This is a genomic window from Massilia sp. BAP21 (assembly GCF_057801335.1).
On sequence record NZ_CM173596.1, the window covers coordinates 4036228 to 4062327 of the forward strand.

The window sequence follows — 26100 nt, forward strand, 5'->3', positions numbered from 1 at the left end:
TGGTGCTGCCTATTTCGGGACATACTACGCAAAAGCAATCTCCATACATCGAGACAAATTGTCCCAGTTGAAAACCATACAAGATGAAAATCCGCCAGGCTGGCTGCCGCGCCTGGCTGCGCGCGCCGGGCCGCGTTTCCTGCAGATTGCCGATGCCTTGCAGGCGGCGGTGGCGGATGGCTCCTTGAGGCCGGGCGACCGCCTGCCGCCGCAGCGCCAGCTGGCGGCCCAGCTGCAGGTCGACCTGACGACGGTCACGCGCGCCTACGACGAAGCACGGCGCCGCAACCTGCTGGAGGGCCGCGGCGCACGCGGCACCTATGTCGCGGCGCCGAAAGTCGAACTGAACGCGATCCTCGACCTGAGCATGAACACCCCGCCGCCGCCGGATGGCGTGGACTTCGACGACATGCTGAAGCAGGGCCTGTCCCAGGTCCTGATGCGGGCAGACAATGCATCGCTGATGACCTACCACCTGGGCGGCGGAAGCGATTCCGACCGCAAGGCCGGCGCCGCCTGGCTGGCGCCGATGTTCGGACAGCTCGATGCCGCGCAGGTGCTGGTCTGCCCGGGGGCGCAAGCGGCGATCGCGGCCCTGATCCTTGCGCTGACGGAACCGGGCAACGTGATCCTGGCCGAGCCGATGAGTTATCCCGGCCTGCGCGCGACCGCGGTCCAGTTCGGCCGGCGCATCCTTGCGGTGGAAGCGGACCGGCACGGGATGCTGCCGGCAATGTTCGAGGAAGCCTGCCGCCGGCACCGGCCGCGCCTGGTCTACCTGAATCCGACCTTGCAGAACCCGACTGCCAGCACCATGCCGGAGCGCCGGCGCAGGGAGCTTGCCAGTATCGCCAGGCGCTGCCAGGTGCGTATCGTCGAGGACGATCCCTACTGGCTGCTGGCCGAGGCCCCGCCGCCGCCGATTGCCGCGTTTGCGCCGGACCAGGTGGTCTACATTTCCACCCTGTCGAAATGCCTGACGCCCGGCTTGCGGGTTGCCTTCGTGCTGGTACGCGACCCGCTCGAGCGCGAACGTTTCCTGGTCGCGCTCAGGTCATTCGCGCTGATGGCGGCGCCGCTGACGGCCGCACTGGCCACCCAGTGGATACTCGACGGTTCGGCCAGCCGCCTGCTGGAGGGCGTACGCACCGAGGCGCGCCTGCGCCACCGGATGGCGCGCGATATCCTGGCGGGGCGCTACAACGGCGCGGGCGACGGCCTGCATGTATGGCTCGCGTTGCCGGGATACTGGGCTTCCGCCCAGCTTGCGCAGGCGGCCGGCAGCGAGGGCATCGCCATCACGCCGGCCGAGGCGTTCGCGACAGGGGAGGTATCGGTGAATGCCATCCGGATTTCGCTGGGGAGCATCCAGGACCGCGCACGCTTGCAGGCCAGCCTGCAACGGCTGTCGCACCTGCTTGCGCGGCGGCCGGAGCCGTTCAGCGCTGCCGTGGTGTGACTGTGCGGCGACACCCAGCTGCGTTCGGCTAGCGCGGCTCGAGGTAAGGCGCCAGCAATTCCTGCACCCACTTCATGAAGGCGAGGGTGCGCGCCGGCACGTAGCGGCGCGAGGGATACACAAAGGCGACCGGCATCGGCTCGGGCCGGAAGTCCGGCAATACCTCGATCAGTTCGCCGCTGTCGAGGTAGGCGCGGATGCCCACGTCCGGCGCCTGGATCAGGCCGAGGCCGGCGCGGCAGGCGGCCTCGAAGCAGGCGGTGCCGTTCACGGTGAGCATGCCGCCGACCGGCGCCAGCCGGGTACGCTCGCCGTCGAACCATTCCCATACCGGGGCGCTGCCGCCGAGCAGGGCGTCGTAATGAACGATGCGGTGCTCGGCCAGGTCGGCCAGCGTGCGCGGCGTGCCGAATGCCTCGAGATAGGCCGGGCTGGCGCAGTTGACCATGCGGTAGCTGCCCAGCGGGCGCGCGACCAGGCTGGAATCGGCCAATGGACCGGAGCGCAGCACGCAATCGAAGCCTTCGCGCACCACGTCGACGCGGCGGTCGGTGGTGCTGAGGTTGATCTCCAGGCGCGGGTGGCGCGCCATGAATTCCTTCAGGCGCGGCAGCACGATTCTGGCGGCGATGCCGACCGTCAGGTCGACGCGCAGGCGTCCGGTCAAGCCATCGGCATCGCCGTCGAACATGGCGCCGAGCTCGTCGAACTCGTCGAGCAGGTCGCGGCTGCGCGCGTAGAAGGCGGCGCCTTCCTGGGTCAGCTTCACGCGGCGCGTGGTCCGCTGCAGCAGGCGCACGCCGATGTCTTCTTCCAGCTCGCGCACGTTGGCCGACACGGTCGTGTTCGGTAAACCGAGCTGCTGGGCGGCGCCGCTGAAGCTTTCCAGCTCGGCAACCTTCAGGAAGATGCGGATGGGGTCGAGTTTGTTCATCGTTCGATTATGCAAAATGATCGCAGAATGAATGCAGATTTCGCCAGTTTATCCATGTGTGCTGCAAAAATATACTGGCTGCTCACTCAACGAAGGAGCCCAGCATGACCCAACGTATCGCACTCATCACCGGCGGCAGCCGTGGCCTTGGACGCAGCATGGCGCTGCACCTGGCGCAGGCCGGCGTCGACGTCGTCTTCACTTACCAGCGCAACGCGGCCGCGGCGCAGGAAGTCGCCGCGCGCATCGAGGCCCTGGGCCGCCGCGCCGGCGCGCTGCAACTCGACACCGGCGACAGCGCCGGCTTTGCCGCCTTTGCCGGCCAGGTGCGCGCCACCCTCGCCGATTGGGGCGCGGAGCGTTTCGATATCCTCGTGAACAACGCCGGCGCCGGGCTGCACACGCCGCTGCTGGACGTTACCGAGGACCAGTTCGACAGTATCGTCGCCATGCACATGAAGTCGATCGTGTTCCTGACGCCGCTCCTGCTGCCGCTCCTGAACGACGGCGGACGCATCATGAACGTGTCGAGCGGCCTCACGCGCTTCAGCCTGCCGGGCTATGGCGTGTATGCGGCAGCGAAGGGCGCGGTCGAGGTGCTGACGCGCTACCAGGCGCGCGAGTTCGCCGGGCGCGGCATCACGGTGAACACGCTGGCGCCGGGCGCCATCGAAACCGACTTCGGCGGCGGCGCGGTGCGCGACAATCCCGAGCTGAACCGCATGGTGGCGGGCATGACGGCGCTGGGGCGGGCCGGCCAGCCGGACGACATCGGCGCCGCCGTCGCGGCCCTGCTAGCCGAGGGCAATGGCTGGATGACCGGGCAGCGTATCGAGGTGTCGGGCGGGATGCTGCTCTGATCCGCCGGGCCTGAATATATTTCCTGTCAACATGTTGTTTGCTGGATAATGAACAGGCCGGGCAGTGTGTGCCGGCGGGAGCGGGCCGGCACGGCCTGCACGTGATCGCATCGCCGTCCTTCCGGGAACGCCATGACCTGTCCTCAGCCCCATCCGCCATCGCCTGTCTTGCCCGGCAAGCTCACGGTGCAAGCCTGCGCCCGCATCGCCGGGCTGCTCTACCTGGTGATCATCGTCGTCGGCGTGGTCGGCGAATCGGTGATCCGCGGCTCGCTGGTGGCATCGGGCGATCCCGAGGCAACCGCGCGCAACATCCTGCATGCGGAGTCGCTGTGGCGCATCGGGATCGCGGCGCAAGACCTGCTGCTGGTCTGCGCATTGGGGCTGACCTTCATGTGGTATGTGCTGCTGCGCCCGGTAAGCAAACAGCTTACCTGGCTGGCGGTGTTCTTTGCCCTGACCTCGCTGGCGGTCGAAAGCGTCAGCGCGCTGCACCTGCACGCGGTGCTGGTGCCGCTATCGAGCGCGGCTTACCTGGAGACGGTGGCCCCGCACATCCTGCACCTCATCGCCTACCAGTCGGTGGTGGCGCATGCCCAGGCCTTTGGGCTGGCGCTGATCTTCTTCGGCGTCGAATGCCTGGTCATCGGCTACCTGGTGCGCCGCTCCGGCTTCTTTCCGAAGACGATAGGCACGCTGATGCAGGTGGCGGGCGCCTGCTACCTGGTGAACAGCTTCGCCATGATCCTGTCGCCGGCCCTGCAGGACCAGCTGTTTCCCTTCATCCTGTTGCCCTGCTTCATCGGCGAAAGCGTGTTCTGCCTCTACCTGCTGGTCAAGGGCGTCCGCTTGCCGGACTGGGAGCGGCGCCTGAACCCGGCCTGAGCGCGCTCCGGGCGCCGTTCAGGCTTCGCTAGCCCAGAGCCGTTCGCCGGTGTGCTCCATGTGCGTCAGGTAGAGGCGCAAGTCGAGCTCGAACTGGTGGTACTGCGGCTCCATCCAGCAGCACAGTTTATAGAAGGCCTTGTCGTGGTCCTTCTCCTTCAGGTGGGCCAGTTCGTGCACGGCGATCATGCGCAGGAATTCCAGCGGCGCGTCGCGGAAGACGCTGGCGATGCGGATCTCGTGCTTGGCCTTCAGCTTGCTGCCCTGGACGCGCGAAATCTGCGTGTGCAGGCCGAGCGCATGCTGGACCACGTGGATCTTGCTGTCGTAGGCCACCTTCGACACCGGCTGGGCGTTGCGCAGGTACTCAATCTTCAGCTCCTGCACGTAGTCGTAGAGCGCGCGGTCGGTGCGCAGGCCGTGGGCGCGCGGGTAGCGCGAGCGGAGCAGGGCGCCGAGGCGGTTTTCGCCGAGCAGGCCGGCTGCCTGCTGGCGCAGGTGGTCGGGGTAGGCGGTGAGGTACTTGAGTGCTTGCATAGGGACGCGAATGTAGCACAGGCCGGCGCGGCGTGCCGGTCGTGGCCCATTGGCCTGGAGCATGCGTGCGCCGCCGCGCACCGACGGCTTTTATCCTTGTTCGTTCGATCACCAGCATCAGGAGAACAAGATGGAAACACTGGATTTTCAAAGCTGTATCGACGCCTGCAACGCCTGTGCGAATGCCTGCGACCATTGCGCGGCCTCGTGCCTGAAGGAAGAAGACGTCAAGATGATGGCCAGGTGCATTGCCACCGACATGGATTGCGCCCAGGTGTGCCGGCTGGCGGCGAGCCTGATGGCGCGCGGCAGCGAGCATGCGGCTGCCTTCTGCCGCCTGTGCGCCGAAGTGTGCCGGAACTGCGGCGAGGAGTGTGCGAAGCACAAGATGGACCATTGCCAGCAGTGCGCGGCGGCGTGCAAACGCTGTGCGGAAGAGTGCGAGAAGATGGCCGCGTAATTCCTTCGTAACGCTTGCAGGATAGACCTGACCGCACAAAGAGCCTGGCCGCACGAAAAAACCGGCCGCGCGGCCCGCCGAAGCGGCGAGACCGCGCGGGTACGTCAAGCGGGCAGACAGGGTCCGCCCGCCTTATTCCTCCTTACTCCCCTGGCGGTTGCCGGCCGCCTTGGCCGCGCTGGCGGCGCGGTTGGCGGACTGCCGGCTTTCGCCGCCCTTGCGGCCGATGTCGGCCATGTGTGCACGGTTGCGGCTGACTGCCTCACCGCCTTTCTGCCCCGCCCGGCGCGCTTCTTCGGAATCGAACTCGTGCGCCGTGCCCTTCTGGTGGGCGGCCTGGCCACCCTTGCTGGCGATTTCGCGCTGCTGGTTCTGGTCCATTGCCGCGAAGCCGCGCTTGGCCGGCCCGCTGCCACTGCTGCTGCCGCTGCCGCTCTTCTGGGCGCTGCCGCCGGAGCTGCCCGCGCTCTTGCCGCTCTCCTTACTCGTCGCCATGTCGCTCTCCTGGTTGCCCTGCACGTGGATGGAAGTCAATCGCAAGCGCCGCATTGCCGCGCTCGTGCGGTTAGAGACACCACGGTCCCGTTAGTTCCTTCAGTCCGGCGCGCGCGGCGGCAGGCGCATGCCGGCGTGCGGTTCCATCGCGTCGATGACGTCCGGCGCCTCGTTCAGGTCTTCGTCGAGCTCGCGCCGGCGCGCCTGCATCCTGCGCCCCAGCGCGGCCAGGTCGATGCCCGAGCTGCGCGCGGTGTCGAACATGTCGCTCTCTTCGATCGCCACGTGGTGCTCGACTTCCTCGGCCAGCACCGCGACGGTGGCCTCGAAGTGGTCGTCGCCGGGGTACATGACTTCGAGCTGGCTGATCAGCTCGCGCACGCCGGCGTGCTCGACCTCGGCCTCGTCCATCATCTCGTCGTCCTCGGCGGCGGCGCGCAGGAGCGGGTAGAACAGTTCTTCCTCGACGATGGCGTGCAGGGCCAGTTCGTAGCAGATCTCGTCGACCAGTTCGGCCTTGCGCTCGTCTTCGTCCTCGATGCCGCGCAGGCCCGCGAATTGCGCGAACAGCTGGCGGATCCTGTCGTGTTCGTGGCGCAGCAGCGCGAGCGCGTCTGCCGGCCGGTCCTGGCGTTTGCCGGATGGTGCCATGGGAGCCTCCGTTCGGTAGCAGTGGAAGGGGCGTCAGCGGACCGGCGCGTGCGCCGCCTTGCCGTCGGGCGCGGCGCCGCCACTACCGGCCCCCATGAAGCTCCCGGCGCCGCGCGCGGCCTGCCAGCTGCTGTTGTTGGCGTCGCGCGCCAGGGTCGCGGTGCCGGCGCCCAGCATGGTCATGAGTTCGCCCTGCCAGGCGCGCAGGTGCTCGACTGTCGGCTGGGTCTCGCGCATGGCGACGGCGCCCATCTGGAACGGGTCTTTGCAGGCGGCCAGGGCGCGGCCGAAGCGGATCGAATCGTCGAACATCTGGCGCATCATGCGCAGGTTGAGTTCGCCGATCTGGCCGGCGGCATCGACCGCGTGGCGCGACATCTGCGTGAAGAAGTCGACCTGGGCGTTGAGCTGGGCCTGCAGGGCAGGATGATCGGTGGGGAAGGTTGGCATGCTGTCCTCGAAGTGGGCGGTGGGTTGAAAGAGCGTCGAAGTAGACGCTCCCAGGCCGCACAAGTTCAAGGAGATTGCACGCCCCTCTGGATAGATCAAGGCGCGTGCGGCGATCGCTGTGAGGGTGACTGTCAGGCGTCGGCGACTTTCAGCACCAGCTTGCCGAGGTTCTCGCCCTTGAACAGCATCAGCAGGGCCGACGGGAAGTTCTCGAAGCCTTCGACGACGTGCTCGCGGGTCTTGAAGCTGCCTTCGCCCATCCAGCGCGCGATCGTCGCCACGCCTTCCGGGTAGCGCGCGGCGTAGTCGGTAACCAGCATGCCTTCCATGCGCGCACGGTTGACCAGCAGCGACAGGTAGTTCGCCGGGCCCTTCACGGCGCTGGTGGCGTTGTACTGCGAGATGGCGCCGCAGATCACGATGCGCGCCTTCATGTTGATGCGGGTAAGCACCGCGTCCAGGATATCGCCGCCGACGTTGTCGAAGTAGACGTCCACGCCCTGCGGGCAGTGTTCCTTCAGCCCGGCGTGCACGGGGCCGGCCTTGTAGTCGATGCAGGCGTCGAAGCCGAGTTCCTCGACCACGAAGCGGCACTTGTCCTCGCCGCCGGCAATGCCGACCACGCGGCAGCCCATCTGGCGCGCCACCTGGCCCACCGTCATGCCGACCGCGCCGGCCGCGCCCGATACCACCACGGTCTCGCCCGGCTTCGGCTGGCCGACGTCGAGCAGGCCGAAGTAGGCGGTCATGCCCGGCATGCCGAGCGCGTTCAGCCAGGTCGGCAGCGGCGCCATCGATGGGTCGACTTTCGCCAGCATCGCGCCCTTGTCGTCGGCCGGGCCGCTCCAGTAGCGCTGCACGCCCATCACGCCCATCACCGTGTCGCCGGCGCTGAACTTGCCCGACTTCGATTCCTCGACGATGCCGATGCCGCCGGCGCGCATGACTTCGCCGATGTTCACCGGGCGCACGTAGGATTTGCCTTCGTTCATCCAGCCGCGCATGGCCGGGTCGAGCGAAATGTACAGGACCTTGATGCGTACTTCGCCGTCCTGCAGCTCGGGCAGGGGCGGGGTGGCGCGCAGCCAGTCGCTCTCCTTTGGCACGCCGACCGGGCGGGCGGCGAGGAGGAATTGGTCGTTCGCGGTGTGGGTCATCTTGTTGTCTCCGTTCAGGTTAAGTTGTCCGACGTGCTCGAAACACTATACCGAAAAAACAAACGGTCGTGCGTTTTCTCGCGTGGCCAATTTTGCAAGCACATGCGACAATCGAACGACCTTTGTCTTTATCTGCCCACTACTGCGAGCCGCCCACCATGACGCATCCGGAATACATCCTGACCCTGTCCTGCAACGACCAGCGCGGCATCGTGCTGCGCGTCGCAGGCTTCCTTGCCGAGCACGGCTGCAACATCATCGACTCGGCCCAATTCGGCGATCCCGAGTCGCACCTGTTCTTCATGCGCATGCACTTCGCCGCCGAGGACCCGTCCGTGGGCGACGCCGACCTGCGCGGCGCCTTTGTCGCCCTGTGCGAGGAAACCGGCATGCGCGGCCAGCTGTACGATGCGCATGCCAAGCCGCGCGTGCTGATCATGGTCTCGAAGATCGGCCACTGCCTGAACGATCTGCTGTTCCGCTACAAGAGCGGCCTGCTGCCGGTGGAAATTTCGGCCATCGTCTCGAACCACATGGACTTCTACCAGCTCGCGGCAAGTTACAATATCCCGTTTCACCACTTGCCGCTGGCAACCGGCGCACCGGAAGAAGCCAAGCTGGCCCAGGAAGCACGCGTGATCGAGCTGCTCGACATGCACAAGATCGACCTGGTGGTATTGGCGCGCTACATGCAGATCCTGTCGCCGGGGCTGTGCGAGGCCCTGAAGGGCAGGGCGATCAATATTCACCACTCCTTCCTGCCGAGCTTCAAGGGCGCGCGCCCGTATGCGCAGGCGCACCGCCGCGGCGTGAAGCTGATCGGCGCCACCGCCCACTTCGTCACCGGCGACCTGGACGAAGGCCCGATCATCGAGCAGGACGTCGAGCGTGTCGATCACGCGATGACGGTCGAGGAGCTGACGGCAATCGGCCGCGACGTCGAGTGCGTGGTGCTGGCGCGGGCGGTGAAATGGTTCGTGGAACATCGGGTTCTGCAGAATGGCGACAGGACCGTCGTCTTTAAATAATTTAAGTAGAGTATCAATGGCGCTGAAAGCAACGATTTACAAGGCAGACCTGCAAATCGCGGACATGGACCGCAACTACTATGCGGAGCACGGGCTGACCATCGCCCGCCACCCGTCGGAAACCGACGAACGCGTGATGATCCGCGTGCTGGCCTTTGCCCTGCACGCGAGCGAATCGCTCACCTTCACCAAGGGCCTGTTCGACACCGACGAGCCGGACCTGTGGCAGAAGGACCTGACCGGCGCCATCGACACCTGGATCGAGATCGGCCAGCCCGACGACAAGCGCCTCTTGAAGGCCTGCGGCCGCGCCGAGCACGTGTTCGTGTACAGCTACAGCGCCACCAGCAGCATCTGGTGGAAGGGCATCGCCAACAAGGTGGACCGTGCGCGCAACCTCACCGTCATCAACATCCCGGCCGAGGCCAGCGCCGGCCTGGAAAAGCTGGCCAAGCGCGCGATGCAATTGCAGTGCACGATCCAGGACGGCCAGGTCTGGCTGACCGACAGCGTCGACACCGTGCTGGTCGAGCGCGAGACGCTCAAGGCCGGCGCCTGATTTATAATCGCCCGATTATCCCTTTCGTTAAGCTGCCCATGAACCGACACCTGATTGCCTCCCTGGCCGCCGGCCTGTTCGCAACGAGCGCGCTGGCGCAAACAAGCGTGCAACTGAGCGTCACCGAGCCCTGGGTGCGCGCCACCGTGCCGGCCGCGAAAAGCGCCGGCGCCTTCATGCACCTGCAGTCGGCGACGAACGCGCGCCTGGTGGGCGTGAGCACGCCGGTTGCCGGCCGCGCCGAGATCCACGAGATGGCGATGGAAAACAACACCATGCGCATGCGCGCGGTGGAGGGGATCGACCTGCCGGCCGGCAAGCCGGTGCATCTGGCCTCGGGCGGCTACCATTTGATGTTCTTCGAGCTGAAGCGCCAGCTGAAGGAAGGCGAGACCGTGCCGGTAACCCTCACCGTGCAGGACGCCGCGAAGAAGCAGACCAGCGTGACGGTGCAGGCGCAGGTCAAGCCGCTGACGTATGTGGCGCCGGCGATGCAGGGGCATCACGGGCATTGAGTCGTGCCCCAAGGTATACGTACCGTTGGCTGACGTGCTTGTGTTGACCTAAACGTAGATACCGTCTTACCCGTCAAGCCCTACATGCAAATTTTGGGTCGTAGGGCTTGCCGGAGTGGATGACACCAAAACACAAGTGTGCCAGCTTGCGCATAGCGGCTCCAATTGCGGCCATCGCGGTTTTACCTTTGGCGAGCAGTCGCTCATTCAGCGCCTTAATATGCGGATTACAGCGTGTTGCCACGACGGCAGGCATGTACAGCACTTTGCGTAAGTAAGCAGGGCCGGCTTTCGACATATGCGGCCGGCCACGTACCGAAGATCCTGACTCCCATACAACTGGCACGAGCCCCAGATAGGCTGCCAGCTGCTCGGCGCTCTCAAACGTTCGACCAGCAAATAACGTCGTCATATGGGTCGAAACACGAGGACCGACACCAGGTATCGTTTCGAGTAGTTCTTTCTTGTTGCGCAGGTCCGGGTCGTCATTGATGTGCTTGGCAATCATCTTTTCCAACCGCTTCAGTTCGGCCTGCAGAAAAGCGATTGATTCTGCAATAGAGGCGCTTACAGCTTCTGGTACCGAGCTAAAGTCGTTTGCTTCCTTGCGATTGCGTTCGCGCTGTAGATCGTCGGCGACTGCATCACGGCGCGCCAGCAGGGCTTTGAGGTGACGTGCTGACGGCGATGGTGGCTGCCATGGTGCAGGATTTTGGGCCATGCCGAAGCGAGCCAGCACCGCACTGTCTTGCTTATCGGTCTTGTTCTTCACCCCCAGTCCTTGCGCGAAAGCGCGCAGCTGAGCTGGATTAACCAGCGATACGACCAGTCCAGCATCGGCCAGGGCCAATGCAGCGGCTTCGTGATACATCCCTGTCGGCTCCATCACCACGTGTGGATTGGACGCCTTCTTTTCGTTCAGCCAGTCAAGCAACTCCACAAAGCCAGCAGCTGTATTTGGAATATTACTCTTCGACTTGAGCTTGCCGGTCTCGCTATCGAGCAGCATGCAGTCAAGGTTTTTCTTGGCAACGTCTACACCTAGATAAAACATAAATTCTCCTTGCGTCCTCGATCAACACACCCACTCTCCTTGTGCATACAGGGTCATTGCCCTTGGCTACCGTCCAGTGTTTGGCATGGTGTGGGAACGAGGTGAAGGGCTTGATCTACCTTCCAAGGTCGAGCCTTAAGGGTGGGCCCAAGCTGGTCTTCACCTCTGCTGGCAGTAGCTAACCACCAACTCGGTCAAGATACAAGGGTGGGCACCCCCGTGCCCACGCGGAACGGTGCGCCATGTTGGCGCTTGATTGCGTCGCAAAGTATGCGGGTCGACGGCACATCCAAAAGCGTCACGTTGGCTCTGTGTCCAGGCTCAGCGCCGCGGAGCGAACATTCACCGTCGCCGAATCCGGATCAGCACGTAACCGCGTGGGCACGGAGTGCCCACCCTACGTTGACGGGCGGGCTCCGGTCACCGCCGCAGTCCGTTCTTAGCGTGCCGACGCACCCGCCCGCCTGACTTCCCCCGACCCCGCAACCGACTTGCTCACCTGCGGATCGCCGTAATACTTCACATCGCCCGACCCCGCGATCGACACGCCCAGCCGGTTGCGCGCCGCTACCACCGCGTCGCCCGATCCCGCCACCGACACGCTGGCGCTGCCCGCCTGCACGCGCCCCAGGTCGACGTCGCCCGAACCCTTGATTGACACCGACAGCTTGTCCACGTTCCCGCCCGCGGCCTCGACGTCGCCGCTGCCGGCCAGCGATACCGACAGCGTCCCGGCGTCGACGCCGTTCAGCCGGATCGAACCCGAGCCGCCGACGTCGATGTCGAGCCCGCGCGTGCGCAGCGGGTCGGCGTGGATGCTGCCCGAGCCGCCCAGCGACAGGCGCTCGATGGAGCGCGCCTGCACCACCACGCGGATCGCGGTGCCCTTCAGGGCGAGGTTGCGGCGCGCCGGACGGATCTTCAGCACGCCGTCCTCGACCACGGTCTCGATCAGCGGCAGCACGTTGTCGTCGGCTTCGACCGTCACGCTCTCGCTGTTCCCGATGCGCAGCTCGACCCGTCCCGGCGTGCCCAGCGACAGGCCGCTGAAGCCGCCCACCTGGCGGTCCTGTTTGACGATGCGCCCGCTGCCTTGGACCTGTTCGCCGCCCCAGGACCAGGACCCGGCCGTTGCCAGGCCGGGGCCGGCAAGGCAGGCGGCGATGCAGGCGCCGAGCAGGGCGCGGCGGGCGAAGGAAGGTGCGGCGGGCTTGATCATGGTGTGCTCCTCATGGCTGTCGATGCTGCGACTGTAGCGAAGGGCCGGCCCGTGCGCGATTGCTTTGCGACGAACTGCAGGGAAGCGCGCCCAGGATGCCACCGGACAGGCATGGCCAGGCGCCGCGCCAGCCGGGAATGGATGAACTCCAGCCTGCGGCGCTGTCTAACACAGCACCGCAGCCAGTGCACGGCGCGCACCCATCGGGAACAGGCGGACAACGGAGGACGGCATGGCAATTGCGGTGATCGATCCCGGGCATGGCGGGAAGAGCGAGGTCGGCGGGTCCAGCCCCAACAATGCCGTCGGCCCCGGCGGCCTGCTCGAAAAGGACCTGACCCTCGACCTCGCGCGCCGCGTGCGCAGCGTGCTGGCGCGCGAAGGCGTGGACGTGCGCCTGACGCGCGACGCCGACACCAACCTCGGCCTGCGCGAGCGTGCCGGACTGGCCCGCAAGGCCGGCGCCGATGCCTTCGTCTCCATCCATTTCAACGGCTTCAACGGCAAGGCGCAGGGCACCGAGACCTGGCACCACAGCGCGGCGTCAAGCGACTCGCAGGCGCTTGCCCTGCTGGTGCAAACCGCCGTGCGCAAGGCCACCGGCCTCGACGACCGCAAGGTCAAGGCACGCGGATTCGGCGTGCTGCATCCGCAGAGCCATGCAAAAGACACTGCGGCCTGCCTGGTCGAGGTCAGTTTCATGGATGTCGCTGCCGAGGAAGCGCGCCTGCGGCTCGACGCCTACAAGGACAAGGTGGCCGCGGCCCTGGCCGGCGCGATCAAGGGCTGGCTGGTGGCCGATGGCCGCATGGCCGGGCCTGCGCCGCGCGTCGAATCCACCGCTGCGCCGGGCCGCGCCGCCCCCGAGGATGGCTACGAGGCGGGCCGCCTGCCCGATGGGCAGGATGGCCAGGACCGGGGCGGGAACGGGATGGCGCAGCCAGCCGTGCAGGACCGGCCGGCGCCAGGTCCGGCGGCGCGGCGCGGCGAGCTGTCGGCCGGCGTCACGTTCATCGGCGATCCGCGCGCGCCGGCCGCGGACGCTGCGGCCGGCATCAAGCTCGATCCGATGCTGCGCGGCTGGCGCACGAACCGCCTGCTGCCCGGCACGGCGGGCGACGTGCACGTGGAAGCCGCGGTCGGCCGCGACGAATCGCTCGATGCGGCCTTTCTCGAACTGCTGGCGCGGCACCGCCGCGCGGTCGGCATCATCCGCACCGGCGGCGTGAACTACGAGGGCGAGCACGCCGAGGCCTGGAGCGGTACCGGTTCGCTGGTGGCGCCGAACATCCTGCTGACCAACCACCATGTCCTGAATTCGCCGCAGGTCGCGGCCGCGGCCGAGGTGGCCTTCGACTTCGAGGTCAGCGTGCAGGACCTGGCGAACGGGCGCAAGACGTCGCCGGCGCCGGGACGCAGCTTTCGCCTGCAACCCGAGCAGCTGTTCGTGACCAGCCCCACCGTGGGAGGGCTCGACTACACCTTCGTCTGGATCGATGCGGCGCAGGCGGCGGGCGTCGCGCCCCTGCGCATGGAGCGCGCCGCGTTCGTGATCGCGGAGGGCGAAAAGGCCTTCATCATCCACCATCCGAACTGGAAGCCCAAGCAGGTGTCGCTCGACGACGCCGACGTGGTCGCGGCGCCGCCCGAAGGCCCGCTCATCCACTATACGAGCGACACCGAGCGCGGCTCGTCGGGCGCCCTGGTGTTCGACCGCAGCGGCCGCATCATCGCCCTGCACCATGCCTCGCGCGAGAACCGCGAACAATTGCGCACGCCCGATGGGCTGGTGCCGGATGCCGTCAACGAAGGCATCAAGCTGGCCGCCATCGCGCTCGACCTCGAGGCGCGCCGCGCCCACGACGCCACCGCCATGATCGACCTGGTCCTCGGCGAAATCTACGGTTCCGACACGCTGGCCGGCTTCTTCGGCGCGGCCGGACGCCAGGCCGATGCCGGCCAGGACAGCGCCACGCGAGTAGCCGGGCTGTACCAGGCAAGCGAGCAGGACATCGACGTCGGTTTCTGGAACCTCGCCCCGTTCACCTCGTTCGCCGCCGGCGATGCGGCCCAGGCCGGCGAGACGGCGGCCATGCTGGTCGACCTCGGCCTCGACCTCTGGGTGCTGGGCGGCGCCGCGCCGGCCACTGCCGCGGCGCTGGTCGAGGCCATCGAGCGCAAGTTCGGGCTGGCGCTGCGCTGCCTGTCCCTGCCGCCCGGCGCGCCGGCAGCCGGGCAGACGGTCGCCGTGCTGTGGAATCCGGAAACGGTGGAGAGCGCGCCGCTCGCCTGGCCGCCCGGCATCGCGCAACTGTTCGCCCTGCGCGGCGAAGACTTCGCCACGCCGGGCCAGGCGGCGTATGTGCCGGGACCCGCGCCAGGGCCGATCTTTTCGCGCCAGCCGGCGCTGCTCCAGGTGCGCGGACGCGGCAGCCTCGCCTTCAACCTGGTCCCGGTCGACCCGGGGGAGGGCGATGCCGTCCGGCGCAGCCTGGCCGCGCACATCCTGGCGCGGGCGGCCGGCGAGATGATCGTGCGCCATGGGGCCAGCCAGGACTGGGTACTGGGCGGCGGCTTCGACGCCGCCAGCGCCAACGCCGGCTTCGCCATCCTGGCCGGCACCGGCTACACGCCGGCCGCGGCGCAGGACGAGGCGGGTGGTGCCATCGGCTACCTGAAGAGTCCGGGCTCGTCGGTCGGCCCCGCCTTCCTGTCGCCGAACGTCTCGCGCCTGTACGGGCCGCAGGACGTGTTCATCGTCGCCCGGGAGAAAAGCCAGGTCGACTACCTGAAGCGCTTCGGCGAACACCGCCCGCTGTTGCTGCGCCTGTCCGCGCGCACTGCCGGCGCGGCACCGGAAGCGCACACCGGGCCCGCGCTTGGCGAACACATCGACGCGGCCCTGCGCCGTGTGCTCGGCTGAACCGCCATGCTCGTCAAGCTCCTCTACTCGGCCCTGCTCGCGGCCGTGGCCCTGGCCGCGGCCGGCGAACTGCTGCGCATCTGGACCGACAAGCGCCTGTACATCGGCGCCTTCGAGGTTGCCGCGGACGATGTTGTTTCGGCCGACCTCGGCGAGGAGCGCGGGCAGGTCATCTTCCACCAGCTGCAGGAATACAACCAGCGCGGGATCGGCGGCACCTCCGACACGACCTACAACATCGCCCCCGACGAGCAGGCCACCGTGGCCGAGGACACGTTCGCCGACCTGGCGCTGACCTACCAGAACGTAAACATCGGCCAGCTGCTCTCCGGCCTGCGCAAGTCGCTGGCCCAGCCCAACGAGGTGAGCGGCTCGGCCACCGAACTGGGAGGGCAGTCCTGGGCCAGGGTGAGCTGGCCGCGGGCTGCGGGCCGCTGGTCGAGCTGGTCAGCGGCCGGGTTATCGGCGTGCACTTTGCGGGCGAGTGGGACAACGAAAAAGGCAAGTTCAGCTCGTCCGAACTGATCACGCCGGAACTCGTCCAGGCAATCGTGGAGGCTCTCAAGCCGGCATCGGATGGGCCGGGCGTTCAGCCTGCCACTGCGCCTGCACCGGCGCCACGCTGAATTCGTACTGCGCACACGCTTGCCCGAATTGCACGCAGCACCGCGACATCCACTACAATCTCGCCCTTTTGACTCCGGCCCGGCCGGAAAGGAAGTGGAAGATGAATGCGGTCCTGTTTCTCCTGGCTTTTTGTGTCGGGCTCTTTATTTCGGTGCAGGCAGCCGTCAACAGCCAGCTGGCCAGTGCGCTGCATGCCAACTCGGTGGTGGCGGCCTGGATCTCGTTCACGGTCGGCACCGTGGTGCTCGGCATTGCCGCCTTTGCCCGTGGCGGCGTTGGCGAGGCCCTGGGCGCCCTGGTGCACCAGCCGCTGTGGAAGATGAGCGGCGGCCTGCTCGGTGCAGCGTTTGTGTTCGGCACCGTGTTCCTGGCGCCACGCATCGGCTTGCTGAACCTGGTGGTGCTGGTGATCGCCGGCCAACTGATGATGTCGATGGCAATCGATAACTTTGGCCTGGTCAACATGGCGGTGCGCAAGGTCTCGGGCATCCGCCTGGCCGGCGCGCTGGTGGTGGTGGCCGGCGTGGCCCTGACCCTGTTCGGCGACCGGATCGTGGCCGCGTTGGAACGCTAAAGAATTTCTAGTCAGTAGATGTATTTTCTGCGGAGCATGGTTTTATAATGGTCGAACTTGTCTGAACGACACTTCGATTGACCAAAGAGCCACGCCAGATGGAACATCACCAGTCCTCGCAAATCCCGACGCTGACCTATATCGAGAACGAAGACCACCCGGTCTTCGGCACGCTGGTCGAGCAGATCCTGCACCTGCTGAATTCGCGCCTGGTGTTTTCGGACATCATCATTCACCAGAACAGCCCGCTCATGCTGCGCCAGCCAAAGGGGCTGGTGGCGGTCACGGATTCGCCGATCACGCGCGAGGAACTGGAAGAATTCTTTGACGTCATCGAGCCGAACTGGGCCGAGCGCATCGCCGACCGCGCTTTCGATCGCTCGATCGACCTGCACACGGCGCGCATCCGCGCCAACTGCTTCAGTTTCCAGGGCAAGAAGCGCTGGGGCTGCGTGATCCGCCGCTTCCCGAAGGAACCGCTGCCCTTGGCCGAGCTGGGCCTGCCGCGCGACGCCCAGGAATTCGCGCAGCTCACGGGCGGCCTGGTCCTGATCGTCGGCGACACCTGCCAGGGCAAGTCGACCACGATTGCCTCGATGATCGACGAGATCAACAAGCGCCGCTCGGGCCACATCATCACTATCGAAGACCCGGTCGAAACCCTGATCCCCCAGCGCAAATGCATCATCACCCAGCGCGAGGTGGGCAAGGATGGCGACGTCGAAAGCTATTATTTGGGCGCACTCGACGCCCTGCGCGAGCGCCCGGACGTGATCGTGATCGGCGAAATCCGCGACGCCCAGACCGCGCAGGAAGCCCTGGCCCTGGCCGAATCCGGCCCGCTGGTGCTGGCTTCGCTACACGCACGCTCGACCGAGATGGGCCTGCAAAAGATGCTGCGCCTGCTCGGCAACGCCGAATCACAAGCCCAGGCGCTGGCGCATGCGCTGCGCGGCGTGCTGTGCCAGGCCCTGCTGCCTTCGCTCGACGCCAACCGCTACCACCTGGCCACCGAATGCCTGGGCAATACGCCGGCGGTGGCGCGCCTGATCGAGGCGGGCGACCTGGGCGCCCTGCGCGCCCACATGAACAGCGGCCGCGATCCTGGCTCGCACACGATGAACGCCTCGCTCGAACGCCTGCTGGCCGGGCACAAGGTCAGCGTCGAGGATGCACGCAACGCCACCACCGACCGCGTCGGGTTCGCCGAGCTGGTCTGAGTCCTACTTCAAGCCCAGGTCGAAGTCGAAGTCGGCGTCGGTACGGGTAGCGGTGCCGGAGGCCAGGCGTTCGGCCAGCAGGGCGGAGATCACGGCCTGGATCACGTGCACGGCCCAACGCTCGGTCGCCTTACGCGGGCCGGCCTTTACTTCGCCTTCGGTAATCCCGAGCACAGGCGCGATGCAGCCGATGTTCACCGCGTACAGGGCGGTGCCGTACAGCGTGCCCAGGGCCACCGGCGACAGCGAGGGCAGCAGTTCGCGCAGCTTGGGCAGGGCCGCCGCAAAGGCCGCCGAAGCGCCGAGGTGATTCGCGAATTCGACCACGCTGGTGCCGGTGTCGCCGATCATCGCACGCGAACCGGTCAGGTCGTCGATCCAGTCGACCGCGTCGCGGTCCAGCGTCTTGTGCAGCACGCCGCTCTTGCGGCCGGCCACCATGACCGCTGTCGTTACCACGCCTGCAATCAGGCCGCCTACCACTGCCGCTTTGTATCGTTCCATGACTACTCCGCCGAAAAGGTGAGGGCATTGCGCGGCGCGGCGGGTCGATACCGCCGTCCTGCATTGCCGGGGTGCCTAGCTTACCTCGCGGTTGCCGACGCCTCTGTTCGGTTTCAAACAGAATCTCGTGACACGGGACCGGAGTGGCTAATCGAGCGGCACCGCCCGATACCGGTTCACCTGCGCGCTCGACACCGGCGCCGCCGCATTGCCCCAGCTGGCGCGCAGGTAGGTCACCAGCGTGGCCACCTGCGCGTCGTCCAGCACGTGGCTGAAGGGCGGCATGCCGTAAGGACGCGGATTGCCCGCCGTGGCCGGTGCAAAGCCGCCGTTCAGCACCACGCGGATCGCGTTCACCGGCTCCTCCAGGCTCAGCGCCCGGTTGCCGGCCAGCGCAGGGTAGGGCCCGAGGCCTTCGCCGCGCTCGCCGTGGCAGGCGGCGCAATGCTGGCGGTACAGGCGGCTGCCTTCTTCCAGCACCTGTTGCGGCGCGCGCGGTGCCGGCGCGCGTGCTGGCGCCGGCCCGCCCGGCAGCGATTTCAGGTACACCGCCATTGCCCGCACGTCGGCTTCGCTCATGTGCTGCAGGCTCTGCGCGACCACCTCGGCCATCGGCCCGGTGACGCTGGCCCCCGGCGCCACGCCGGTACGCAGCAATTGCACGATGTGCTCTTCCTTCCACCTGCCCAAGCCCGCTTCGCTGTCGGACGTCAGCGAAGGCGCATACCAGCCGATCGTCGGAATCAGGCCGCCTCCCAACGCATCGTCCGCGGCGCCGAAGCGGTTACGCGTACTGTGGCAGGCGCTGCAATGGCCGAGGCCCTCGACCAGGTAGGCGCCGCGGTTCCACTGCGCATCGCGTTTCGCATCCGCCTCGAACATGCCCGGCTTGAAGTAGAGCAGGCGCCAGCCGGCCAGGGCGAGTTGGCTGTCGTAGGGGAAGCGCAGGGCGTGCGCGCGGTTCTGCGCCTGGCGCGGCGGCAAACTGCGCAGCCAGGCGAACAGGGCGTCGGAATCGGCGCGCGAAACCTTGGTGTAGCTGGTGTAGGGGAAGGCCGGATACAGCAGGTGGCCGTCGCGCGATTTGCCGTTGTGGAGGGCGTTCCAGAAATCGTCGGCGCTCCACTTGCCGATGCCGGTGGCGCGGTCGGGGGTGATGTTCGGCGTGTACAGGGTGCCGAAGGGCGTGTCCATGGCGCGTCCGCCGGCATAGGGGGCACCGCCGCGCGCGGTGTGACAGGCCATGCAGTCGCCGGCGCGGGCGAGATAGGCGCCGCGCGCGATGTTGGCCGAGGTGGGCGCCCAGGCCTCGGGCGAGGCGGCCGGCACGAATTGCTCGCGCGGCCAGGCGAGGGCGACGAGTGTGGCCAGCGCGGCCAATGCGGCCAGCACGGCGCCGGAGATGAAGCGCAGGCGCCGGCTCATGGCGCGCTGCCGCAGGCGATCGGGAGCGGCTGCCCGGGGCGGTCGAGCGGACGCAGGTCGGGCGGCGTCGGTTGGCCGGCCAGCCAGGCCGAGATGGCGGCCACGTCGCCCGGACTCAGGCGCGCGGCGATCGTCGCCATGCAATCGGGCGCATGCGCGCGGCGTACGCCGTTGCGCCAGGCGCCGAGCTGGGCGTTCACGTAATCGCGCGGCAAATTCAGCAGGCCGGGGATGCCGGGCGCGACGCCGCCCAGGCGCGCGCCGTGGCAGGCCACGCAGGCCGGCACCTTCAGCGCCGGGTCGCCGCGCCGCACCAGTTGCTCGCCGCGCGCCAGCACGGCGGCCGGTTCGCGGGCAGGGGGAGGGGCCGGCACGGGCGGGTGCTGGTGCGCGAAGTAGTCGGCGATCTCGTGCAGGTAAGGGTCGGACAGGTGGTTCACCATCCAGGTCATCAGCGGATACTGGCGCCGCCCTTCGCGGAAATTCACCAGCTGGTTGACCAGGTAGCCGGCCGGCTTGCCGGCGATGCGCGGGAAATACACGCCGCCGGCGCGGGTGCCGGCCGTGTCCTTCGGCGCGTGGCAGGCAATGCAGGCGGCAATGCGCTGCTCGAGGGTGTCGGGGATGGTGCGCGGTGCCTGCGGCTGGGCGGCGGCGCCCGCCGACAAGAAGACCAACACGGCGGCCGCCAGGCTTTGCGCCAGGGCTGCGCGAAAGAGGGGAGGGCGGGGCCGGCTGATCGTCAAATCGGTTTTCCTGTCGTTGCGGGGCCGGCTGCGCGCCGGCCGGTGTCGCGTCGAAACGGGCCTGTCAGCTTGCCAGGCAGAGCGCGTATTCTGCCCGGCATTCGTAAAGGAAATGTGCGCTGCATTTCATTCCACCGGTTGGGCAGACGGATGACAGAATGATACCGCGCCGTCTGTTTGCGCGGTATCAATATTGAGAAAAAAATAAAGGAATGCAGTCTTTCAGCGTGCCACGCAGGCGAGCAGTTGCGCGTAGCAGGGGGGGGCGGGTCGTCGGTACAGGGCTGGTAGAGCTTGTTACAGTGCGCCGGATTGGCACCTTATTGCGACTGCGCCACCGTGCGCGGCGCGATGCCGGCGTTCTTCAGCGCCTCGTCGTAGACGGGGGCGTTGAAGCCGTCGATGCGGCGGTTGCCGATCAGGATCAGCGGCACGCCCTTGCCGTCGAGCTTGCCGAAGGCTTCCCTGGCGGCCGGCGACTTCTGCACGTCGTAGTCGGCATAGGCGATGCCGCGTTCGTTCAGGTACGCGCGCGCCTTGGCGCAGTAGGGGCAGGTGGAGGTGCCGTACATCACGACCGTGGTGCCCGGGTTCGGGAAGTAGGCGGCGTAGTTGCCTTCGGTGTAGTCACCCTTCAGCCATTGCGGCACGCGCGGCGCAATGGTGCCGATGGCGATGCCGGCGGCAATGATGAGGAGGTAGGAAAAGATGGTCTTCAGGTTTTTCAATGCGCTCTCCCGTGGTGACGTGATCACTTGTTATCGACGTGCTGGCGTAAGCATTTGCGCAGCGCCATTGCGTGCTCAGGCGTTGTTGCCACGGGAATATTACCGCGCCGATTGCTAAACCGAAGCAGTCAAGAATGATAGGTTTCTGCCAGGTTTTACGCGCCTGGGGTGGCGGGCGGCTGTGCGCGCCAGTGGCGGTAGATGCGCAGGGCGACATGGGCGTCGTCGGCCGCGTACAGGATCTGCTTCTCGGACAGGCGCGGCAGCGCCCAGTTGGTGGTGGTGATGCGCTTCGATTTCGCCAGCGACTGCGCAAAGAAGCGCGCCACGGCGGTCTTCGCGCCCAGGGTGTTGCGCTCGCCGCGGCGGCGCAGCGCGGTCGACAAATCGATCACGTTCTGCGTGTCGATGCCGAGCTTGCTGCGCAGGCGGCGCAAATCGTCGCCCAGGCCGAAGCCGACCTTCAGGATGTCCGGCGACTCGAGCACGGTGCGCAGCAGGGCGTGCAGTTCAGCGCGCAGCGGCGCCGCGCCCACCTGCAGCAGGTAGGCGGTGTCGTCGGTGGCAAGCTGCACCAGGTGCGGACCGGTCGATTCCTCGCCCTTGGCGAAGGTCGGCTTGGATTCGGTGTCGAAGCCGACCACGTCGGCCGCCATGAGCGCCGCCAGGGCGGCGGCGGCGTCTTCGGGCGTTTTCACGAGCCGCACGTCGGCCAGGGCGATGCCGATGTAGGGAGGCAGGTCCTCCCCGGCCGGCATGTCCGTGCTGGTGCCCAGGTTCGCGCTCAACGACCGCTCAGCTGCGCGAGAACTTGGAGGCCAGCTGCTGCAGCTTTTCCTGGCGCAGGCGCGCCGCTTCGGCTTCGGCAGCGGCGGCTTTTTCCGCCTTCTTGCGCTCGGCTTCCTTCTTGAAGCGCTGCTGCAGCTGTTCCTTGGCGTGGCTGCGGTGGGTGTCGGTCACTTCGGCGCCGGCAGTACCGTCGAGGTCGTAGCGCACGGTGGCCTTTTCCATCGCGCGCAGGTAGCGCATCGAGCCGGTATGGATGCCGAGGGCGGCCCGCATGGTCTTGCGGTCCAGGCCGGGCATGCGCGCCAGCAGCTGCTTGTCGATGCCGATGGCCAGCGGCAGGCAGTCGCGGAAGGCGGGGAATTGCTGCTGCAATTGCTTGAGCAGGGTGCGGGCCGACGGGGCCGCCGGCGCAGCAGCCGATGGGGCAGCCGCAGGATTGGCCGATTCGGACGCGGTCTGCGCCGGGGTCGCCGACGCGGTGTCCGAGGTGGCAGCCGACGCGCTATCCGGCGCGCTGTCCGATACGGGGCTCGACGTGGTCGCTTCCGTGCTGGTGTTCTCGGCGGGAGTGCTGGTGGTGACGTCGGCGGATTCGGCGGCAGGACTAATGGTGTTCATTGACTTCATGGTAATAGCAGGAAAGCGAAGGATAGCATGCGGGCTCGCACTAGTGCGGCAATCGTGTGACATTTGCAGGATGAACATTACCTGATAGAACCGGGCAAGCTCGCGCCGCTTGCCGCGAAATCGTGTATGATTCGCCCCTTGCCTTGCGCACGGCTTGCGCCGGCGCAGACGGACGGAAGAGTGGATTGCTGACAGTCTGGCAATATTATGTGTTTTGTTTATATCCATTATGGGATATTTCAATTGTTACCAATTCTTGCTTTAAGGCATAATGCCGACTGTCCCCTCTATTCTTCCTAACCGAGACTAGATACAAGCCCGTTTCAGCCGACGGGCTTTTTTTCGTTCCGACATGCACAGCGCCATCCTGATCACCGCCTTTCGACTCCCTGCCACCCGCGCATCCGGCCATGCCGCATGCTGCCGCAGGAAAAGGCGGGCTTGATTTGCGGCCAGTGCGCCCTTAGCTAGGGCCATTCCCGATTTCCCTTCCCCGGCCCCAGCGGGCCATGGTGAATTATTGACCTCGCAGGCATCCACCCGCCGCGACAGGAGAGTTTTTTTATGAAGAACACCGCCAAGACCCTGACACTGACAGCGAAAAAGGCGCCGGCAAAAACCACCACGGCCCAGTTGGCCGTGCCCAAAACCGCGACCTCCTACTTCCTCGAAACGGAAGCGGCGGCCAAGGTAACGGTGGTGAAGACCCGTTCGCGCCTGGCCTCGCTGAAGGCGCAGGCCGAGGCGGTGGAAGCTGCCGCCGTTGCGCCTACCGAAGCGCCTGCGGCCGAAGCGCCGGCCGAGATGGCGCCGGCGGCCGTTGCGCCCGCCGCGGCTGCGCCGGCCGACGTCGCGCCGGCCGTGGAAGCCGCAGCGCCTGCCGCCGAAGCCGCGCCGGCGGTGCAGCAGGCCGAACCGGCTGCCGCACCTGTCTTGGCTGCCGCTCCTGCCGACGCCGACGCTCCCGACGCCGACCTCGGCTACACCGTGCCAACCACCCCGGCGGTCGCTCCGGTCATCGTGCGCAAGCGCACCTCGAAGCTGGCTGCGCTGAAGGCCGCCGAAGAGCCGGCGCCGGCCGTGGCTGCCGTGGCCGTTCCCGCACCTGCCGCTGCCGCTGCCGCCGCAGAAGCTGCGCCGAAAGTCGTGCGCACCCGCACCGCGCGCCGCATCGAACCGGCAGCGCCGACCGTGATCGCCACCGGCGGCAGCACCGTCAGCAAGACCACCGACGCCGCCACCCTGGCCGCTATCGACACCACCGGTTACCTGCTGCCGCAAGTCAAGGTGCCGGGCCGTCGTGGCCGTAAACCGAGCGAATTCATGCCGGAGAACGACGAAGTCGCGGCGCTGAACGCGGTCGAACGCGCCGAACTGAAGGCTGTGTCGAAGGCGCGCGAACGCAAGGCCAAGGGCATCGCCGGCCTGAGCGAAGAAGGCTTCTCGGGCGAGGAACTGGAAAAGCGCCGCCAGCAGCTGCGCAACCTGATCAACATGGGCAAGGAGCGCGGCTACCTGACCCACGCGGAGATCAACGACCACCTGCCGGAAAACATCATCGATCCGGAAGCGATCGAAGGCATCATCGCCACCTTCAACGACATGGGCATCGCCGTCTACGAGCGCGCCCCTGAAGCGGAAATGATGCTGCTGTCGGATAACGCCGTCACGCCGACCAGCGAAGACGAAGTCGAAGCCGCCGCCGCCACCGCACTGTCGACCGTCGACTCCGACTTCGGCCGCACCACCGACCCGGTGCGCATGTACATGCGCGAAATGGGCGCGGTGTCGCTGCTGACGCGCGAAGGCGAGATCGAGATCGCCAAGCGCATCGAGGGTGGCCTGAAGGACATGGTGCAAGCCATCTCGGCCTGCCCGATCACGATTTCGGAAATCATCGCGCTGTCGCACAAGATCGCCAGCGACGAGCTGAAGATCGACGAAGTCGTCGACGGCTTCGTCGACCTGAACGAAAACGCCGCCGCGACGACCCCGCCGCCTGCCGCCGCCTCGGACGACGAGGATGAGGAAGAGGTGGAAGACGAGGAAGAAGAGGGCGAATCGGCCAGCGGCGGCGCTGCCGGCTACTCGGCCGAGCAGCTGGCGCAGCTGAAGAAGAGCGCGCTGGAGAAGTTCAGGCTGATCGAAGAGCAGTTCGACCGCATGGGCCACGCCTTCAAGAGCACCGGCTACGGTTCGGCTGCGTATGTGAAGGCGCAGGACATCATCTCGAACGAGCTGCTGGGCATCCGCTTCACGGCCAAGGTCGTGGAAAAGCTGTGCGATTCGCTGCGCGGCCAGATGGACGAAGTGCGTTCGATCGAGCGTGCCGTGCTGGACATCTGCGTGAACCGCTGCGGCATGCCGCGCGCCCACTTCATCAAGGTCTTCCCGGGCAACGAAACCGACCTGGAATGGGGTGACCGCGAAGTCGACTGCGCCTACCCGTACAGCGCGGTGCTGAGCCGTAACCTGCCGGCGATCAAGGAACTGCAGCAGCGCATGATCGACCTGCAGGCGCGCGTGGCGCTGCCGCTGGCCGACCTGCGCAAGATCAACAAGCAGATGGCTGCCGGCGAAAAGCGTGCGCGTACCGCGAAGCGCGAAATGACCGTGGCCAACCTGCGACTGGTGATCTCGATCGCGAAGAAGTACATCAACCGCGGCCTGCAATTCCTCGACCTGATCCAGGAAGGCAACATCGGCCTGCTGAAGGCGGTGGACAAGTTCGAGTACCGTCGTGGCTATAAATTCTCGACCTACGCGACCTGGTGGATTCGCCAGGCGATCACGCGTTCGATCGCCGACATGGCCCGTACCATTCGCGTGCCGGTACACATGATCGAGACCATCAACAAGATGAACCGCATCTCGCGCCAGATCATGCAGGAAACCGGCAGCGAGCCGGACCTGGCCACCCTGGCCGAGAAGATGGAAATGCCGGAGAACAAGGTCCGCGAGATCATGAAGATCGCCAAGGAACCGATTTCGATGGAAACCCCGATGGGCGAGGACGGCGATTCGCAGCTGGGCGACTTCATCGAAGACAACACGACCCTGGCACCGCTCGACGCCGCGCTGCACGCGTCGATGCGCAACGTGATCAAGGAAGTGCTGGACTCGCTGACCCCGCGCGAAGCCAAGGTGCTGCGCATGCGCTACGGCGTCGAGATGTCGAACGACCACACGCTGGAAGAAGTCGGCAAGCAGTTCGACGTGACCCGCGAGCGTATTCGCCAGATCGAAGCCAAGGCCATGAGCAAGCTGCGCCAGCCTTCGCGGTCGGACAAGCTGAAGACCTTCCTGCACGAGAAGTAATCCGACTTCGGTCGAATGACAATGCCGCCCCGTTTCGACCGGGCGGCATTTTTTATTGGTGGCTCGCGGTTGTGGTGAACGGTGATCCGCGGCCTCCGTCAACAGCGGCCTGCGGCCGTAATCGTAGGGTGGGCCGGGCCGCGCTAGGCACTCCGTGCCCACGCTGTACGCACGGGTCCGTAGTCAGCGGCGGCGAAACGTCGCTCGTACAGCATGAAACGGACGTGGCCGGGATTTGGGTTTGCGGGCGATGAGTCGCAGCCGCAGGCAAAAGGATACGCACGTAACCGCGTGGGCACGGAGTGCCCACCGTACGGTTGAAGCCGCAGGCCGTCGATTGGATTCGCAGGAGAGTC

General features: G+C 66.6%; 26 protein-coding genes. 12 read left to right on the forward strand and 14 right to left on the reverse strand.

The window, feature by feature from the left end; translation table 11 throughout:
• Positions 1 to 76 precede the first annotated feature (76 nt).
• The gene (locus tag ACWYRN_RS17965; protein WP_488692836.1) at positions 77 to 1459 is read left to right on the forward strand and encodes an aminotransferase-like domain-containing protein; all 1383 of its coding nucleotides are present in this window, start codon (positions 77 to 79) and stop codon (positions 1457 to 1459) included.
• 28 nt (positions 1460 to 1487) lie between these two features.
• Here ACWYRN_RS17965 and ACWYRN_RS17970 read toward each other — a convergent pair whose 3' ends face one another.
• Complete coding sequence (locus ACWYRN_RS17970; RefSeq protein ID WP_488688917.1) at positions 1488 to 2393, reverse strand: LysR family transcriptional regulator; 906 nt, start codon at positions 2391 to 2393, stop codon at positions 1488 to 1490.
• Between the two features lie 104 nt (positions 2394 to 2497).
• Between ACWYRN_RS17970 and ACWYRN_RS17975 the strand changes: the two genes are divergently transcribed.
• Positions 2498 to 3253: an SDR family NAD(P)-dependent oxidoreductase gene (locus ACWYRN_RS17975; protein ID WP_488688918.1), complete on the forward strand. Its 756-nt coding sequence runs from the start codon at positions 2498 to 2500 to the stop codon at positions 3251 to 3253.
• Positions 3254 to 3385: 132 nt separating this feature from the next.
• Positions 3386 to 4138 (forward strand): DUF4386 domain-containing protein, encoded by a 753-nt coding sequence (locus tag ACWYRN_RS17980; RefSeq protein WP_488688919.1) that lies wholly within the window; start codon positions 3386 to 3388, stop codon positions 4136 to 4138.
• 18 nt (positions 4139 to 4156) lie between these two features.
• On the opposite strand, the gene ACWYRN_RS17985 is transcribed toward ACWYRN_RS17980, so the two are convergent.
• On the reverse strand, positions 4157 to 4675 hold the full coding sequence (locus ACWYRN_RS17985; RefSeq protein WP_488688920.1) for a YgjP-like metallopeptidase domain-containing protein: 519 nt from the start codon (positions 4673 to 4675) through the stop codon (positions 4157 to 4159).
• Between the two features lie 130 nt (positions 4676 to 4805).
• Here ACWYRN_RS17985 and ACWYRN_RS17990 point away from each other — a divergent pair, with 130 nt between their 5' ends.
• A complete protein-coding gene (locus tag ACWYRN_RS17990; protein WP_488692837.1) occupies positions 4806 to 5135 on the forward strand; it encodes a four-helix bundle copper-binding protein in 330 nt (109 codons plus the stop codon).
• Between the two features lie 132 nt (positions 5136 to 5267).
• Here ACWYRN_RS17990 and ACWYRN_RS17995 read toward each other — a convergent pair whose 3' ends face one another.
• The 4 genes from ACWYRN_RS17995 to ACWYRN_RS18010 form a co-directional block, all read right to left on the reverse strand.
• A complete protein-coding gene (locus ACWYRN_RS17995) occupies positions 5268 to 5630 on the reverse strand; it encodes a KGG domain-containing protein (RefSeq protein WP_229434808.1) in 363 nt (120 codons plus the stop codon).
• 99 nt (positions 5631 to 5729) lie between these two features.
• Positions 5730 to 6281 (reverse strand): hemerythrin domain-containing protein, encoded by a 552-nt coding sequence (locus ACWYRN_RS18000; protein ID WP_488688921.1) that lies wholly within the window; start codon positions 6279 to 6281, stop codon positions 5730 to 5732.
• 33 nt (positions 6282 to 6314) lie between these two features.
• The gene (locus ACWYRN_RS18005) at positions 6315 to 6731 is read right to left on the reverse strand and encodes a phasin family protein (protein WP_488688922.1); all 417 of its coding nucleotides are present in this window, start codon (positions 6729 to 6731) and stop codon (positions 6315 to 6317) included.
• A 131-nt stretch (positions 6732 to 6862) separates the two neighbouring features.
• A complete protein-coding gene (locus tag ACWYRN_RS18010; protein WP_488688923.1) occupies positions 6863 to 7888 on the reverse strand; it encodes an NADP-dependent oxidoreductase in 1026 nt (341 codons plus the stop codon).
• Between the two features lie 158 nt (positions 7889 to 8046).
• On the opposite strand from ACWYRN_RS18010, the gene purU reads away from it, so the two are divergent.
• Genes purU through ACWYRN_RS18025 form a run of 3 tightly spaced genes read left to right on the forward strand, consistent with a single transcriptional unit; the run spans position 8047 to position 9990 of the window.
• Positions 8047 to 8916: a formyltetrahydrofolate deformylase gene (purU, locus tag ACWYRN_RS18015; protein WP_488688924.1), complete on the forward strand. Its 870-nt coding sequence runs from the start codon at positions 8047 to 8049 to the stop codon at positions 8914 to 8916.
• 16 nt (positions 8917 to 8932) lie between these two features.
• Entirely contained in the window at positions 8933 to 9475 is a 543-nt protein-coding gene (locus tag ACWYRN_RS18020; RefSeq protein WP_488688925.1) for a YaeQ family protein, read from the forward strand.
• Positions 9476 to 9513: 38 nt separating this feature from the next.
• Positions 9514 to 9990, forward strand: coding sequence for a copper chaperone PCu(A)C (locus ACWYRN_RS18025; protein ID WP_488688926.1), 477 nt, complete (start codon positions 9514 to 9516; stop codon positions 9988 to 9990).
• 73 nt (positions 9991 to 10063) lie between these two features.
• Here ACWYRN_RS18025 and ACWYRN_RS18030 read toward each other — a convergent pair whose 3' ends face one another.
• Together ACWYRN_RS18030 and ACWYRN_RS18035 are read right to left on the reverse strand one after the other, a co-directional pair.
• Entirely contained in the window at positions 10064 to 11044 is a 981-nt protein-coding gene (locus ACWYRN_RS18030) for an IS110 family RNA-guided transposase (protein WP_488688451.1), read from the reverse strand.
• A 439-nt stretch (positions 11045 to 11483) separates the two neighbouring features.
• Positions 11484 to 12263 (reverse strand): head GIN domain-containing protein, encoded by a 780-nt coding sequence (locus tag ACWYRN_RS18035; RefSeq protein WP_488688927.1) that lies wholly within the window; start codon positions 12261 to 12263, stop codon positions 11484 to 11486.
• Between the two features lie 232 nt (positions 12264 to 12495).
• Between ACWYRN_RS18035 and ACWYRN_RS18040 the strand changes: the two genes are divergently transcribed.
• From ACWYRN_RS18040 to ACWYRN_RS18055, 4 genes are all read left to right on the forward strand, one after another.
• A complete protein-coding gene (locus ACWYRN_RS18040; protein ID WP_488688928.1) occupies positions 12496 to 15186 on the forward strand; it encodes an N-acetylmuramoyl-L-alanine amidase in 2691 nt (896 codons plus the stop codon).
• 6 nt (positions 15187 to 15192) lie between these two features.
• Positions 15193 to 15711 (forward strand): hypothetical protein, encoded by a 519-nt coding sequence (locus ACWYRN_RS18045; RefSeq protein WP_488688929.1) that lies wholly within the window; start codon positions 15193 to 15195, stop codon positions 15709 to 15711.
• A gap of 202 nt (positions 15712 to 15913) precedes the next feature.
• Entirely contained in the window at positions 15914 to 16387 is a 474-nt protein-coding gene (locus ACWYRN_RS18050) for a DMT family transporter (RefSeq protein WP_229434827.1), read from the forward strand.
• Positions 16388 to 16485: 98 nt separating this feature from the next.
• Positions 16486 to 17607, forward strand: coding sequence for a type IV pilus twitching motility protein PilT (locus ACWYRN_RS18055; protein ID WP_488692839.1), 1122 nt, complete (start codon positions 16486 to 16488; stop codon positions 17605 to 17607).
• 3 nt (positions 17608 to 17610) lie between these two features.
• Here the strand turns inward: ACWYRN_RS18055 and ACWYRN_RS18060 are convergent, their stop codons facing one another.
• The 6 genes from ACWYRN_RS18060 to ACWYRN_RS18085 all read right to left on the reverse strand — a co-directional run bounded on the left by ACWYRN_RS18060 (position 17611) and on the right by ACWYRN_RS18085 (position 22183).
• Complete coding sequence (locus ACWYRN_RS18060; RefSeq protein WP_488688930.1) at positions 17611 to 18111, reverse strand: hypothetical protein; 501 nt, start codon at positions 18109 to 18111, stop codon at positions 17611 to 17613.
• Between the two features lie 147 nt (positions 18112 to 18258).
• Positions 18259 to 19536 carry a c-type cytochrome gene (locus tag ACWYRN_RS18065; protein ID WP_488688931.1) on the reverse strand — a complete coding sequence of 426 codons (1278 nt, stop codon included), beginning with the start codon at positions 19534 to 19536 and terminating at the stop codon, positions 18259 to 18261.
• Positions 19533 to 20216 (reverse strand): c-type cytochrome, encoded by a 684-nt coding sequence (locus ACWYRN_RS18070; RefSeq protein ID WP_488688932.1) that lies wholly within the window; start codon positions 20214 to 20216, stop codon positions 19533 to 19535. Before ACWYRN_RS18070 ends, ACWYRN_RS18065 begins: the two co-directional genes overlap by 4 nt.
• Positions 20217 to 20602: 386 nt before the next feature.
• The gene (locus tag ACWYRN_RS18075) at positions 20603 to 21010 is read right to left on the reverse strand and encodes a glutaredoxin family protein (RefSeq protein WP_488688933.1); all 408 of its coding nucleotides are present in this window, start codon (positions 21008 to 21010) and stop codon (positions 20603 to 20605) included.
• Between the two features lie 155 nt (positions 21011 to 21165).
• On the reverse strand, positions 21166 to 21768 hold the full coding sequence (locus ACWYRN_RS18080) for a 3'-5' exonuclease (protein WP_488692840.1): 603 nt from the start codon (positions 21766 to 21768) through the stop codon (positions 21166 to 21168).
• 37 nt (positions 21769 to 21805) lie between these two features.
• Complete coding sequence (locus ACWYRN_RS18085) at positions 21806 to 22183, reverse strand: ProQ/FINO family protein (RefSeq protein WP_229435899.1); 378 nt, start codon at positions 22181 to 22183, stop codon at positions 21806 to 21808.
• An 807-nt stretch (positions 22184 to 22990) separates the two neighbouring features.
• On the opposite strand from ACWYRN_RS18085, the gene rpoD reads away from it, so the two are divergent.
• Positions 22991 to 25744 carry an RNA polymerase sigma factor RpoD gene (gene rpoD, locus ACWYRN_RS18090; protein WP_488688934.1) on the forward strand — a complete coding sequence of 918 codons (2754 nt, stop codon included), beginning with the start codon at positions 22991 to 22993 and terminating at the stop codon, positions 25742 to 25744.
• Positions 25745 to 26100 lie beyond the last annotated feature (356 nt).